The organism is Kordiimonas marina (assembly GCF_023006325.1).
GTDB classification, from domain to species: Bacteria; Pseudomonadota; Alphaproteobacteria; order Sphingomonadales; family Kordiimonadaceae; genus Kordiimonas; species Kordiimonas marina.
The window spans coordinates 320,025-332,728 of record NZ_JAINDF010000004.1 but is presented as its reverse complement, the minus strand read 5'-3'; the positions used below and the strand labels follow the sequence as shown (position 1 = coordinate 332,728).

Annotated in this window: 14 protein-coding genes; 9 read left to right on the top strand and 5 right to left on the bottom strand. The window is 59.5% G+C overall.

Features of this window, described 5'->3' with window-relative positions:
• Positions 1 to 59: 59 nt before the first annotated feature.
• Together K6118_RS17630 and K6118_RS10970 are read right to left on the bottom strand one after the other, a co-directional pair.
• A complete protein-coding gene (locus K6118_RS17630; protein ID WP_247120395.1) occupies positions 60 to 509 on the bottom strand; it encodes a metalloregulator ArsR/SmtB family transcription factor in 450 nt (149 codons plus the stop codon).
• On the bottom strand, positions 506 to 1,171 hold the full coding sequence (locus K6118_RS10970; RefSeq protein WP_247120394.1) for a peroxiredoxin: 666 nt from the start codon (positions 1,169 to 1,171) through the stop codon (positions 506 to 508). Before K6118_RS10970 ends, K6118_RS17630 begins: the two co-directional genes overlap by 4 nt.
• Positions 1,172 to 1,275: 104 nt before the next feature.
• Here K6118_RS10970 and K6118_RS10965 point away from each other — a divergent pair, with 104 nt between their 5' ends.
• From K6118_RS10965 to K6118_RS17555, 6 genes are all read left to right on the top strand, one after another.
• Entirely contained in the window at positions 1,276 to 1,704 is a 429-nt protein-coding gene (locus K6118_RS10965) for a YeeE/YedE family protein (RefSeq protein ID WP_247120393.1), read from the top strand.
• Positions 1,701 to 2,114, top strand: coding sequence for a YeeE/YedE family protein (locus K6118_RS10960; protein WP_247120392.1), 414 nt, complete (start codon positions 1,701 to 1,703; stop codon positions 2,112 to 2,114). Before K6118_RS10965 ends, K6118_RS10960 begins: the two co-directional genes overlap by 4 nt.
• Positions 2,115 to 2,269: 155 nt before the next feature.
• Positions 2,270 to 2,731, top strand: coding sequence for a hypothetical protein (locus K6118_RS10955; RefSeq protein ID WP_247120391.1), 462 nt, complete (start codon positions 2,270 to 2,272; stop codon positions 2,729 to 2,731).
• A gap of 133 nt (positions 2,732 to 2,864) precedes the next feature.
• Positions 2,865 to 3,329 (top strand): GAF domain-containing protein, encoded by a 465-nt coding sequence (locus K6118_RS10950; protein ID WP_247120390.1) that lies wholly within the window; start codon positions 2,865 to 2,867, stop codon positions 3,327 to 3,329.
• Between the two features lie 33 nt (positions 3,330 to 3,362).
• On the top strand, positions 3,363 to 3,782 hold the full coding sequence (locus tag K6118_RS10945; RefSeq protein ID WP_247120389.1) for a VOC family protein: 420 nt from the start codon (positions 3,363 to 3,365) through the stop codon (positions 3,780 to 3,782).
• 167 nt (positions 3,783 to 3,949) lie between these two features.
• On the top strand, positions 3,950 to 5,473 hold the full coding sequence (locus tag K6118_RS17555; RefSeq protein ID WP_247120388.1) for a sensor histidine kinase: 1,524 nt from the start codon (positions 3,950 to 3,952) through the stop codon (positions 5,471 to 5,473).
• 55 nt (positions 5,474 to 5,528) lie between these two features.
• On the opposite strand, the gene K6118_RS10935 is transcribed toward K6118_RS17555, so the two are convergent.
• Entirely contained in the window at positions 5,529 to 6,002 is a 474-nt protein-coding gene (locus tag K6118_RS10935) for a hypothetical protein (RefSeq protein WP_247120387.1), read from the bottom strand.
• Positions 6,003 to 6,155: 153 nt separating this feature from the next.
• Complete coding sequence (locus tag K6118_RS10930; RefSeq protein ID WP_247120386.1) at positions 6,156 to 7,448, bottom strand: cystathionine gamma-synthase family protein; 1,293 nt, start codon at positions 7,446 to 7,448, stop codon at positions 6,156 to 6,158.
• Positions 7,449 to 7,701: 253 nt separating this feature from the next.
• Here K6118_RS10930 and yaaA point away from each other — a divergent pair, with 253 nt between their 5' ends.
• A complete protein-coding gene (gene yaaA, locus K6118_RS10925) occupies positions 7,702 to 8,475 on the top strand; it encodes a peroxide stress protein YaaA (protein ID WP_247120385.1) in 774 nt (257 codons plus the stop codon).
• 3 nt (positions 8,476 to 8,478) lie between these two features.
• Here the strand turns inward: yaaA and K6118_RS10920 are convergent, their stop codons facing one another.
• The gene (locus K6118_RS10920) at positions 8,479 to 9,501 is read right to left on the bottom strand and encodes a hypothetical protein (protein WP_247120384.1); all 1,023 of its coding nucleotides are present in this window, start codon (positions 9,499 to 9,501) and stop codon (positions 8,479 to 8,481) included.
• A gap of 435 nt (positions 9,502 to 9,936) precedes the next feature.
• Between K6118_RS10920 and K6118_RS10915 the strand changes: the two genes are divergently transcribed.
• Both K6118_RS10915 and K6118_RS10910 read left to right on the top strand, forming a co-directional pair.
• Positions 9,937 to 10,407, top strand: coding sequence for a (2Fe-2S)-binding protein (locus K6118_RS10915; protein WP_247120383.1), 471 nt, complete (start codon positions 9,937 to 9,939; stop codon positions 10,405 to 10,407).
• Complete coding sequence (locus K6118_RS10910) at positions 10,404 to 12,644, top strand: xanthine dehydrogenase family protein molybdopterin-binding subunit (protein ID WP_247120382.1); 2,241 nt, start codon at positions 10,404 to 10,406, stop codon at positions 12,642 to 12,644. The genes K6118_RS10915 and K6118_RS10910 overlap by 4 nt, the downstream gene beginning before the upstream one ends.
• The last annotated feature ends 60 nt before the right edge of the window (positions 12,645 to 12,704 follow it).

Below are 12,704 nucleotides of genomic sequence, written 5' to 3'. Positions count from 1 at the left end.
CGTGGCCCACACTTTCTTAAAGTCTAAGGGGCATGTTTCTTTGAGGGGTTTAGCGTCGGTTATTCTTTGCGGTAGGGGTCGGGGCTCAGTCTTATCCGGCTGCGTGTTTTGCCGGTGACCTTGGGAAAGGTCGGCGCGGCATCCGGCTTGAGCAGCATTTCCGATAATGTTTCGGCCGAGACGGGCTTGCCGCCGGTAATGGTCCCTGTGCCGAAGGTCAGGCACAGGGCGTTCACGAGGCGTTCCAGCCTGTCGTCGTCGAGCCGGTAGAAAACGGCTTTCGATTCCCGCCTGGTGGTGACTAGGCCTTCGTCACGCAGACGGGCCAGTTCCCGCGAAAGGCCGGGTTGGCGGACACCCGTCAGGCGTTCAATATCGCTGACCGATTTTTCGCCGTCCATCAGGGTACAGGCGGTCAATAGCCGGTTGGGGTGCGACAGGGTCTTCAGAAGACCCGCCACTTCTTCAGCATTCTGACGGATGTCCGTGAGGGCGGCGGGCTCAGTCATTTCGAGCTCTCCACATAGTACCAGTCACGGCCATTGCCTGTGGCTTGCGGCACCCGGGACCGGAGCGCCTCAACCGTGGTCGGCGGTACCTGCAGAAGCTTGTCGCCCGGCTGCCAGCCTTCCGGGGTGGCGAGATCGCCCTGGCTTGTCGCCTGAAGGGCGGCCAGGACGCGCAGCATTTCATCGACCGAACGCCCCACGCTCATCGGATAATGGATAAGCGCCCGCACGATGCCTTCGGGGTCGATGAAAAAGGCGGAGCGAATGGTCGACGTGCTTGTTGAGAAAGCGTCAATCATACCGTAGGCTTCCGCTACGGCGAGGGAGAGGTCCTCGATGATTGGGAAGCTGATCTGCACGCCGAAACGTTCTTCGATGTTCTGTATCCAGGCAAGGTGAGCGTAGATGCTGTCAGCCGAAAGGCCAAGCAGTTCACAGTCGAGATCGCGAAAGCGGTCTGCGGCTTTTTCAAGGGCGATGAATTCGGAGGTGCAAACCGGGGTAAAGTCCGCCGGGTGTGAAAAAAGGATCAGCCATTTGCCCCAATAATCGCTGAGACAGCGTACGCCCATCGTGGTGCGTGCGGCGAAAACAGGGGCTTTATCATTGAGGCGGATGGGCCGGGTCGGCGCGTCGTTTTCTTGGTCTTCATGATGGGTCATGATCCAGAGAGCCTCCATGTGAATTTAATGACTATCACTTTACATATATCAATTACGTAAAATGTAAAGTGTTTGGTGGGAATGTTGGGAAAAGGAAGTTATAAGTGTTTGAACATTCGTATGTTATGGGGTTGGCGGGCGGCGGCCTGATCGGCCTGTCTGTCGTGTTTCTGATGGCGACGACCGGGAGAATCGCCGGCATCAGCGGCATGATTGAAGGGCTCTTGGACCCGAAAGCCGGGGAATCGGCCTGGAAGCTGGCGTTCCTCATTGGCCTGCTGCTGGCGCCGACCCTGTTTCGTCTTGTGACCGGCGGCGTGCCTGAAATCGGCTTTCCGCATTCGCTCGGCCTGATGGTTGCAGGTGGCCTGCTGGTCGGTTTCGGCACCCGGGTAGGGGGCGGCTGCACCAGCGGTCACGGCGTTTGCGGCATCGCGCGTATGTCGCGCCGGTCGATCGTCTCCACCCTGACCTTCATGGCGACAGGGATCCTGACCGTCTATGTGGTCGGCCTTGTGGGAGGCGGCCAATGAAACTGATCGCCTCTTTGCTTGCCGGTCTCGGGTTCGGGGTCGGTCTCACGCTGTCGGGGATGGTCAATCCGGACAAGGTGATTGGCTTCCTCGATATCACTGGCCATTGGGACCCGACGCTGGCCTTCGTCATGGGCGGGGCGCTGATGGTCACCGCGATTGGGTACCGTTTCGTGCTCAAGCGGGCCTGTCCGATGTGCGACGACAAGTTCTATGTCTCTCTCGATAACAAGATCGATGCCCGGCTCGTCGGTGGCGCCGCAGTGTTCGGGATTGGCTGGGGGCTGGCTGGCTTTTGCCCCGGTCCTGCCGTTTCGGCCGTTGGGTTGCATGCCATGCCGGCGCTTTGGGTCGTCGGGGCCATGCTGGTCGGCATGATGGCCAAGCGGTTGATCGTGGGCCGCCACTAGAAAAAATGTGGCGGCGGACCTCCGCGCAGGTTTGCCGCCACGCCTCTCACAGGGAGGACGCTTTTGCCACTCCGCAAGGACTGAATCTAAGGTTTAGGCGATCTTTTCCCTCTTCCGCGCTATGATGGCAGGGCATCTCTGAAGGGGAGGGACGCATGACCATGATCACGCGCGTATTGGCCGGGGGGCTTGTCGCCGGGTTTCTCGATATCAGCTATGCCATCATCGTTTATGGCTTCAAGGGCGTGCCGCCGGTGCGCATTTTCCAATCGGTCGCGGGCGGGCTTTATGGCCGCGCCACCTATGATGGCGGGATAAGAACGGCACTTCAGGGCGGGCTTCTGCATTTCGCCATGGCCCTGGTGATGGCGGCGGTGTTCGTCGCCGCCTATGACCGGCTCAGCTTCCTGCAGAAGAAGACACCCTTGTGGGGCATGGCCTATGGGCTTGGTCTCTTCTTGGTGATGTATCTTGTGGTGATGCCCTTGTCGGCCATCGGCATGATCCGGATCCCCCACGGCGGGTATTTTCTCGGGGCCTTGTTCGCCCATTGCTGCCTCGTCGGGTTACCGATCGCGCTGGCCGCCCGCGGGCGCCGTCCTATCGCGGCATTGTGACCATCTCTTTTGTGCGACTGCTTGCATTGCCGGATGCCTTTGCCTAAACCCAAAAGCTGACCGGCCGGATGCGGGGATAACCCAACCTCCGGCCTGACCGATACCCCAGAATAAGCACAATGAGTTTGGGCATATGGACAAGCGTGGAATTTATGAGGCCGTCAGCGGGGACATCCTCGCCGTTCTGGACGGTGAGACGAATGTGACCGCCCGCATGGCGACGGTATCCTGCCTTCTGTCGCAGGCATTTGCCGACACCTATTTCTGGACCGGCTTCTATGTCGTCGACCCCGAAAAGGAGCGCGAGCTAGTGGTCGGGCCCTACCAGGGGACGCTCGGCTGCCTGCGCATTGCTTTCGGCCGTGGCGTGTGCGGCATGGCGGCGGAGAGCGGTGAAACCCAGGTGGTGGAAGACGTTCATGCGCTTGAAAACCACATTGCGTGCGACAGCCGCAGCAATTCCGAGATCGTCGTGCCGGTCCATGATGGCACGGGCCGCCTGATCGCCGTGTTCGATGTCGACTCCACCAAGTTTGGCGCCTTTGATGACACTGACAAGGAATGCCTTGAAGATCTGATGGCGAAGGTTTTCGCCTGATCTCCCCAACCCGCCCCGAAAAGGAGACCGGTTATGAAATATCTGCACACGATGGTCCGGGTGAAAGACCTGGACGAATCGCTCGATTTCTACTGCAACAAGCTCGGCCTTACGGAAGTGGGCCGCCATGAGGTTCCGGCTGGCCGCTTCACGCTGGTGTTCCTCGCCGCGCCCGGCAATGAGGATGCGCAGGTGGAACTGACCTACAATTGGGACGCGGAAGACTATTCAGGCGGCCGGAATTTCGGTCACCTCGCTTATGCGGTTGACGATATATACGATCTTTGCCAACGTCTTATGGATAAGGGCGTCGTGATCAACAGGCCGCCGCGGGATGGCCATATGGCTTTTGTGCGCAGCCCCGACGGGATTTCGATCGAGTTGTTGCAGGCTGGGAAACGGCTTGAGCCCAAGGAACCATGGGCGTCCATGCCGAATGTCGGCGAATGGTAATGAGGACTTCCCCTTTTGGGGGAAACCAGTTTAAATTCAAGCTTGGTTAACTAAGTTTTTAGTCTTCTTGCGCTCAATGGAATTGGGTATCCAGGCAAGATATTAGGGGATCGTCGTTGCAGCTGCACTGGTCAGACCGCATATCTTTCAAAATGGCCAGGACAGCGGTGATCATTGCCTTTGCCGTGGGTCTGGTGCTGTCTGCCGGTCAGGTTTATCTCGATTATATCGAAGAAGGCGGCCTTCTGGACCAGAAGGTGCTGAAAAGCCTGCAGGTGGCTGAAAAAGCCGCGACCCGTGCCGTGCTGATCCTCGATTCCGACCTCGCGCAGGAGGTTGTTTCCGGCCTGATGCAGTATGACTATGTCTCCGCCGCCGCGATCCTTGATGACCACGGTTCTGTGCTTGCGGGTGCCAAGAAGGATACCAGCCGTCTGGGGACGCCCAGCATCAACTATGCACGTATTTTCGTGGATGACGTGAAGGAATATACCTTCCGCCTCAACCTGCCGGATACGATGGCCGAGCGGCCGGGCAGCCTGCGTGTGACCGTCGACCGGGCCATCGGCCTTCAGCCTTTCTTCTCGCGGGCGGTGACGACTTTCCTGTCCGGTTTAGTACGCAACATGCTGCTCGTGATCCTGCTCTATTTCGCCTTCCACCAGGGGCTGACCAAGCCGCTGGTGCAGATCGTGGAGAAGATGAGCGGCATCAACCCCGAACATCCGGGCGAGCAGCGCATCAGCGTGCACCGGCGCCACAAGAAGGATGAGCTTGGCCTGCTGGTTGCCCAGACCAACCTGTCGTTCGATGCCGTGCAGGTGCTTCTCGATAACCTCCGGTCGACCAACAAGGCGCTGTCTTCATCCGAGGAAGCGCTGAGGAAGCGATCGTGGGAGCTGGAGCAGGAGGTTGAGCGCACCAAGAAGACCTCGATGGAGCTGATTGTCACCAAGGAGCAGGCCGAAGCCGCCAACCGCGCCAAGTCCGTGTTCCTTGCGAACGTCAGCCACGAGCTTCGGACCCCCTTGAACGCCATCATCGGTTTCTCCTCCATCATGGCGGACCAGATGTTCGGCCCGATCGGGCATGAGAAATACCGCGAATATCTGCAGGACATCCGGTCGTCGAGCGAGCATCTGTCCGACGTTCTCGGCGAAGTGCTCGACCTTGCCAAAATCGAGGCTGGTCAGTTCAAGATGGAAGATGAAGACGTGGATATGGTGCGCCTCTTCAACGAAAGCCAGGCGCTTATTTCCGGCCAGGCATCGCAGAAGGGCTTCAGCGTTGCCATGGATGTGCCCGAAGACCTGCCGAAGGTGAAGGGCGACCGTCTCCGCCTCAAGCAGTCGGTTCTCAACCTTCTGTCAAATGCGGTGAAATTCACGCCGCAGGGCAATGGCAATGTCATGCTTTCCGCAGCGATGGACCATGAAAGCGGTGAGATGATCATCCGTGTCGCCGACAAGGGGATCGGTATCTCGCCCGAGGAGCAGGAGCTTGTCTTCTCGCCGTTCGTGCGCTCGGCTTCGGCGCTTAGCCGCAGCCATGAAGGCACAGGGCTCGGGCTGTCGCTGGTCAAGGCCTTTGTCGACATGCATGGGGGTACGATCTCCCTGAAAAGCGAGCCTGAGAAGGGCTCCACCTTTACCATCCGCCTGCCGTCGGACCGTGTAATTACCCAAGCGTAAGCGGGGCGCCGGCCTAGTCTTTCCCGGCGGGGCAGGTTTTCTTGCGCGGGCTGGGTTAAATCCGCTCGTACCAATATTCCGAAAACACCAGAAGCTCGGTGAAGGCGCCATCCTTGATGACCGGGATGACGAGATTTTCGGTGCGCTTGTTCTGGCGGCCGAGAACCGAGGCGCGGGCGCAAAAGGGTTTCCTGAGGTCGATGGCATATTGCCCGATGGCCAGCCAGCGCCGGAATAGTTCAGGGGGCAGGCTTTCCCGTCCGTATTGCCCGGTCATTTCATGCAGGTCATTGGCGACGTGGGTCGCCAGTACGCGGGCATAAAAGTCCACAAGTTTGCCGTCCTTGATGATCAGATCGAACAGGGAAGCGTTGGAAATGAAGTCCCGGATGTCATTCGGGGTGAAAGCGCTGCGCTCCAGCATCCCTTCGGCATTGAGCCGGGGCTGCAGCCATTTGTCAGCGGTTTGCAACAAAGGACGGAGCAACCGGTAAGGTGATTCAAGTGTCAGGTCGACAGGTTTCGACATTACCGTCTCTTATCGTGAGCTTATTAATCGTACCATAGGCTGTTGTCTGGAACGGTCAAGCATCAGGCAGGCTGCTCACAGAAAAGAGAAGGGCCCGCCTTGGCGAACCCTTCGTTTGAAACCAACTTGAAAACCTATCCGGATGAGGCCGGTTTAGATGCTGTCCAGCGCTTGGGACAGGTCCGCGATCAGGTCATCGACATTCTCGATACCCACCGAAATGCGGAGCATACTTTCCGTGATGCCAAGGCGGTTCTTCACATCGTCGGGTACGTCCGAGTGGGTCATGGCGAACGGATGTTCCATCAGGCTTTCGGTGCCGCCGAGGCTGACAGCCAGCTTGATGATGCTGAGATTGTCCAGCACCCGGAAGGCGGCAGCTTCGTCACCGTCGACATCGAAGGCGAAGGTGGAACCAGCCGCGCCGCCACACTGTTCCTGGAAGATCGAATAGCAGGGATCGCTTTCTTCGAGGAAGCCGAGATAATGCACCTTGCTGACCTTCGGGTGGTCGCGCAGATATTCGGCAATCTTGCGGGCGTTGTTGGCGCTTTCGGTCATGCGGATCTTGAGGGTTTCAAGCGAGCGCATGATCAGCCAGCCGGTGTGGGGGTCGCACATGGTGCCGAGGATGGTCCGGAACCCGGCAACCGGCGCCATGACGTCGGCGGCGCCCACGGCCCCGCCTGCCACCACGTCCGAGTGACCGGCGACATATTTGGTCAGCGAATAGATGACGATATCGGCGCCGTGGCTGAGCGGCTTCTGCCACAGCGGGCCGAGGAAGGTGTTGTCGGTCATCACCACCGGACGGTGCCCCTGTTCTTCGCCTAGCTTATCGGCGAGGTCGCGGCACATATGCAGGTCGACCAGGTCATTGGTCGGGTTGGCCGGGGTTTCGGTGTAGATGACAGCCACACGGCCCAGTTTTTTGGCTTGTTCGATTGCCGGGGCGAGGGTCGCCTCATCGCCACCTGCTTCAAATTCCACCGACTGGATACCGAATGCCGGCAGGATGTTACGGATCAGATATTCGGTGCCGCCATAAACCGGAGCGGAATGCACGATCACGTCGCCGGGGCGCAGGTAAGCCCACAGGCAGGTGGAGATGGCCGCCATGCCGGAGGAGAAGGTCAGGCCCTTCTCGGCGTCTTCCCACAGCGCAAGCCGGTCTTCGAGCACTTCAAGGTCCGGGTTGTTGATGCGGGAATAGATCAGGCCCGGTTCTTCGCCTTCGGCCGCCTGGCGCTTGCCGTAGGCGAGTTCGAAGAAATCTTTACCGGCCTTGGCGGATTCGAACACGAAGGTGGAGGTCATGAACACGGGCGGCTTGAGGGCGCCTTCCGACAGCATCGGGTCGTAGCCATAGCCCATCATCTGGGATTCAGGGCTCAGGCGGTGGTTGCCGATAAATTTCCGGCGAAAGTCTTTCCGGGTCTTGGTCATTGGGGCGTCCTTCATTGGCACTGATGTTTTTCGGCCTTTTGGTGGCACGTTGGGTCCGTTTGTTCCCTATATCAGTCCCCCTTGCAACTAGATTCTGCTTGGCTTGAAATTAATGAAAGTCCTTAATTTCTGCGGGCTTGGCGGTGTTCTGCAGTTGTCGTGCGCGCTGGTTCCGTCTGTCACGGCTTTGCCTTTCGGGGGGAGGACGCTATAAACCATGGAGATGGCCCCAAACGCGACACCCGGAGTTTCCATGCTGATTGTTTTATCCCCCGCCAAGAAACTGGATTTCGAACGCGAGAATTATGCCGAGGATGCCCGGCCACCGCGCTTCATGAAGGAAGCGAATGAGCTGGTCGGCTATGCCCGCAAGCTCAAGTCCGAAGACCTCAAGGGTATGATGGGCATCTCGGACGCGCTCGCTGAGCTGAATGTCGGTCGCTTTAAGGCGTTCAAGACGCCCTTCACGCCCGCGAATGCCCGCCCGGCGCTTGATGCTTTCAGGGGCGATGTTTATGTCGGGCTCGATGCCGACACGCTTGATCAGGCGGGGCGTGCTTTTGCCGACAGTCATGTCCGCATCCTGTCGGGGCTTTATGGCCTGCTGCGGCCGCTTGACCTCATGCAGGCCTACCGGCTGGAGATGGGGACCAAGTTCGCGACCGATAAGGGCAAAACCCTCTATGCCTATTGGGGGGACCGTATCGCTGAAGCCCTGAACGATGACCTGGAGGGCGAGGCCGATCCGGTTATCGTCAACCTGGCATCGGGCGAATATTTCAAGGCGGTCAAGCAGAAGGCCCTGAAGGCGCGGGTGATCACGCCTGTGTTCAAGGAGGTTAAGAACGGGGAAGGCAAGGTTATCTCCTTCCTGGCCAAGAAAGCCCGGGGGCTGATGACCCGCTATGTCATCGACAACCGCATCACGGAACCCGAAAAGCTGAAGGCCTTCGACCTGGAGGGGTATAAGTATGACCCCAGCCAGTCGGACGCTGACACATGGGTGTTCACCCGGCCGCGTGCCTGAGCCTCAAGGCGCCGCAGTCCAGACCTCGAACGCCGGTTGGGCAGGCGCGACGTTTTCGGTGTTGGTGATATCCCGGAAAACGCCGACCAGATACCGGTGTCCCATATGATTGGCAAACTGGCCGCTGCTGGCGATCCGCCTTTTTTGTCCGTCCTCGCGCGTTAGATCGAAATTGAAGGTGAAGCCTGTTTTTTCCCGGGCCGCGTAGCGGATATAGCGCGCCATCTGCTTGCGGGTCTCAGCCGAATAATATTTGGCGGAAGCAGGCCCCGTCGGGACTTTGGCGTTGACCGAGCGGCCATGCAGGGCGAAAACGCCGTCCGACCACTGAACCTCCCATGTATCCAGGTTGAGGACCCAGGTGCCGAAACCGCCCAGTTTTTCCGCCTGGGCCTGTTGCAACTCCAACAGATCCTTTCGGGCTCTCAGGCGTATGACCCGGTGCTGGGCTTCCTGCTCTCTCTCCATGATCTCGGCGCGCTCACGCCGGATAGACCGGTTCAGATAGTTGATGAAGAGGCTGATGAGCAGCGTGAAAGCGGCGAACTCCAGGCACAGGCCCAGGATATTTTCCGTGCTGTGGCGGGCCAGGCTCGTCTTCCGGATATAGGACGCAATATAGGTGGAAAGGGCTTTCATGGCCCTGAGGGCGGGTAGGTCATCCACTTTCACCAGCGGGTCCAGTGCTCCGGTGCGCTTCCAGGGCACCGTGTTCGCGGTGGTAAGGGCCGCGGTGTAATTCCGGAGCATGGTGGTGATATCCGCCTTTTCGGCAAAAAATCCGGGAATGCGGTCTTCGGTCTTGGCCCAAAGCTCCTTGGCCAGGTGCATCTGTTCATTGGCGCGTCTCAGGTAGGCCGGACTACCCCTGAGGACGTAGTTTTTGAAATTGTGGATGAAACCGCCATAGCCGAAGGTGGTTCTGAACTCGGCATAGGTCCGGCGCGTTTCGACCATATTTTCCAACTGCGTGTCGGTTTCGTGCATATAGTGGACACGGATAAGGAGCAGGCCGATTGCGGCCATTGTGGCAGTGAGGCCTAGAATCAGACTGACCCAGAAAACGATTCTCTTCGCTAGCGAGTCATATAGGAATTGGGTCATCGCGCTGAGATCGGGGTTGTTGCTTCCATGGGATGTATAATAGCAAAATATACAATCATTACGATTTAAAAATATTCCATAAATGGTATGATTTCAAATGGCGGCTTGCGAAAGGCTGCTGTGGACACATGGAGCCTTCTATTTTTGTCAGTGACTTCAGGGGGATGCATCGGGGGCGGCCAAATGCGGCGATGGCGTGGTCTCCGTCCGGCACCGCTGCCGGTTCGCCTGCGGCCAGCCTGAAACCGGGGCGGTTTATAGGAGGGTTAGCCGCGGATAAACAGAAGTTGTTTTCGACTTTGAGGGCCAGGAAGCTATAGTAACGGTCAAGTTTCAACACGATGGAGGGCGCGGGACATGGATTTTAAAGTCAATGGCAAAGCCGTCAGCTTTGACGGCGAAGGCGATATGCCGCTGCTGTGGTATCTGCGCGATATCGCAGGCATGACCGGTACCAAGTTCGGCTGTGGCGCCGGCCTGTGCGGCGCCTGCACGGTTCAGGTGAACGGCACGGCCGTCCGCTCGTGCCAGACCGCGATGGAAGACGTGGCAGGCGCCAATATCACCACCATCGAGGGCCTGGCGGCCGGCGATACGCTGACCGCGCTCCAGATGGCCTGGGCCCAGCATGAGGTGCCCCAGTGCGGCTATTGCCAGAGCGGCCAGCTCATGCAGGCGGCGGCGCTTCTCAAGGAAAACCCGTCCCCCTCCGACGAGGAAATCGAGCAGGCCATGTATGGCAACATCTGCCGTTGCGGCACCTACCAGCGCATCAAGGCTGCGATCAAAGCGGTCGTGAGCGGTGAGATCAAGGGAGGCACGTTATGAGCTTCGATATCGAAAATATCTCACGCCGCGGCATCCTCAAGGGCATCGGCATCACCTCCGGGTTGATCCTGGCGGCCCCGCTTGTCGGTTGTTCCCCGGCGCAGAAAGCCATGGGCAAGCCGCTCAAAAGCTCGGTCTATCTGCAGATCGACCCGGACGGCACCGTGCATCTTTATGTGCACCGGGTGGAAATGGGCCAGGGCAGCCGCACCGGCCTGTCGCAAATCATCACCGATGAGCTGGACGGTGACTGGTCGCGCATCAAGCTGGTGAATGCATACGGCGACAAGAAGTTCGGTGACCAGGATACCGACGGCTCCACCTCGATCCGCAAATTCTATGATGCCTTCCGTGAAGCAGGGGCGGTCGCCCGTACCATGCTGGAACAGGCCGCCGCCGCCAAATGGGGCGTGGATGTCTCCAAGGTCGAGGCCCAGCACCACCGCATCGTCAATAATGAGACCGGCAAGTCCGAGGACTTCAGCGTCTTCGTCGATGCCGCCTCCAAGCTGCCGGTGCCCGATGCCAAGACGGTCAAGCTCAAGACGCCGGGCGAACGCACGCTGATCGGCAAGCCCAAGCGCAACGTCTATATGAAGGAATTCCTCACCGGCACCGCCCAGTATGGCCAGGATGTCCGCCGTGAGGGCATGCTCTATGCCGTGGCGGTCCGCCCGCCTGTGGTCGGCGGCAAGGTCAAGTCCTTTGACCGCGGGGCGGCCATCGCCGTCAAGGGCGTGGTCGATGTGGTCGAACTGCCGACGCTTGAAAAGCCGGTTGCCTTCAAACCGCTCGGCGGTGTTGCCGTGCTGGCGACCAATACCTGGGCCGCCATGAAGGGTGCGAAGGCCCTGAAGGCCGAGTTCGAGGATGGCCCCAACGGCGATTATGATACCACCGTTTATGCATCCAAGCTGTGGCAGGCCATCGATGGCGAAAGCCGCAACTTCCTGAAGGTGGGCGACGCCGATGCCGCCCTGAAGACCGCGCCGCATGTCTTGCGCGCGCAGTATTTCGTGCCGCACCTGGCGCACGCGCCGATGGAACCGCCCGCGGCCACCGCCGAATGGAAGGACGGCAAGCTCAGTATCTGGACCTGCTGCCAGAACCCGCAGTCGGTGCAGGAAACCGTGGCGCCTTATGTCGGCCAGAAGCCGGAAGAGATTTATGTCGAAGCCACACTTCTGGGTGGGGCCTTCGGGCGCAAGTCCAAGCCGGATTTCGCCGCCGAGGCAGCGATCCTCGCCAAGCATGCCGGGCGCCCGGTCAAGATGGTCTGGACCCGTGAAGATGACATGCATCATGACTATTTCCACACCATTTCGGCGCAGCGGGTCGAAGCGGCGCTCGATGACAAGGGCAAGGTAACCGCCTGGAAGCACAAGTCCGTCTTCCCGTCGATTGCCGAGCTTTTCAACCCGAAGGTGGATGGCCCGACCGCGTCCGAGCTTGGCCTCGGCCTTCTGGATATGCCGTTCGACATCCCGAACCTGCAGGTCGATGCGGGCGCGGCACGCGGCAAGGTACGGATTGGCTGGCTCCGCTCGGTCACCAATATCCAGCATGCGTTCGCGATCGGCTCCTTCGTCGATGAAATCGCCACGGCGCGCGGCACCGACAGCCTCGCCACCTGGATGGAGCTTATCGGACCTGACCGGGTGATCAACCCGGTGGCCGAAGGTGCGGACTATTCCAACTATGGCGAAAAGCCGGACCGCCACCCGATCGAGACCGCCCGCCTCAAGGGTGTGCTCAAGAAAGTGGCTGAGATGTCGGGCTATGGCACGGTCGCCGAAAAGGGCCGCGGGCTCGGCATTGCCGCGCACCGCAGCTTCGTCAGCTACGTCGCCTCAGCCGTTGAGGTGAAAGTGGCGGACGACGGCACGCTCACGATCCCGCGGGTCTGGATGGCGATCGACTGTGGCCTTGCCGTCAACCCGGACCGGGTCAGGGCGCAGATGGAAGGCGCTGTGGTCTTTGCGCTCTCGCACGCGGTCCATGGCGAAATCACCGCCAAGAACGGCCGTATCCAGCAAAGCAATTTCGACACCTTCCAGGTCTTCCGGATGGAAGAAGCGCCGACGGTCGAGGTGGAAATTCTGGAAACCACCGGCATCCCCGGCGGGGTGGGCGAACCGGGCGTGCCGCCTGTGGCCCCGGCGCTTACCAACGCCATTTATGCCGCCACCGGCCGCCGCATCCGCCGCTTGCCGGTGGGCGACCAGCTTTCAGCCTGACCCTGAAGCGCATCGTCAAAAAACAAAAGGCGGTCCCTTTCGGGGCCGCCTTCGTTTTAG

What these genes read in the sequence shown, in the direction of transcription:
- K6118_RS10960 (WP_247120392.1), top strand. Translation starts at nt 1,701, where the DNA reads ATGAAACTGATCGCCTCTTTGCTTGCCGGTCTCGGGTTCGGGGTCGGT.
- K6118_RS10970 (WP_247120394.1), bottom strand. Translation starts at nt 1,171, where the DNA reads ATGACCCATCATGAAGACCAAGAAAACGACGCGCCGACCCGGCCCATC.
- K6118_RS10945 (WP_247120389.1), top strand. Translation starts at nt 3,363, where the DNA reads ATGAAATATCTGCACACGATGGTCCGGGTGAAAGACCTGGACGAATCG.
- K6118_RS10930 (WP_247120386.1), bottom strand. Translation starts at nt 7,448, where the DNA reads ATGACCAAGACCCGGAAAGACTTTCGCCGGAAATTTATCGGCAACCAC.
- K6118_RS10915 (WP_247120383.1), top strand. Translation starts at nt 9,937, where the DNA reads ATGGATTTTAAAGTCAATGGCAAAGCCGTCAGCTTTGACGGCGAAGGC.
- K6118_RS10920 (WP_247120384.1), bottom strand. Translation starts at nt 9,501, where the DNA reads ATGGCCGCAATCGGCCTGCTCCTTATCCGTGTCCACTATATGCACGAA.
- K6118_RS17630 (WP_247120395.1), bottom strand. Translation starts at nt 509, where the DNA reads ATGACTGAGCCCGCCGCCCTCACGGACATCCGTCAGAATGCTGAAGAA.
- yaaA (WP_247120385.1), top strand. Translation starts at nt 7,702, where the DNA reads ATGCTGATTGTTTTATCCCCCGCCAAGAAACTGGATTTCGAACGCGAG.
- K6118_RS10955 (WP_247120391.1), top strand. Translation starts at nt 2,270, where the DNA reads ATGACCATGATCACGCGCGTATTGGCCGGGGGGCTTGTCGCCGGGTTT.
- K6118_RS10935 (WP_247120387.1), bottom strand. Translation starts at nt 6,002, where the DNA reads ATGTCGAAACCTGTCGACCTGACACTTGAATCACCTTACCGGTTGCTC.
- K6118_RS10950 (WP_247120390.1), top strand. Translation starts at nt 2,865, where the DNA reads ATGGACAAGCGTGGAATTTATGAGGCCGTCAGCGGGGACATCCTCGCC.
- K6118_RS10910 (WP_247120382.1), top strand. Translation starts at nt 10,404, where the DNA reads ATGAGCTTCGATATCGAAAATATCTCACGCCGCGGCATCCTCAAGGGC.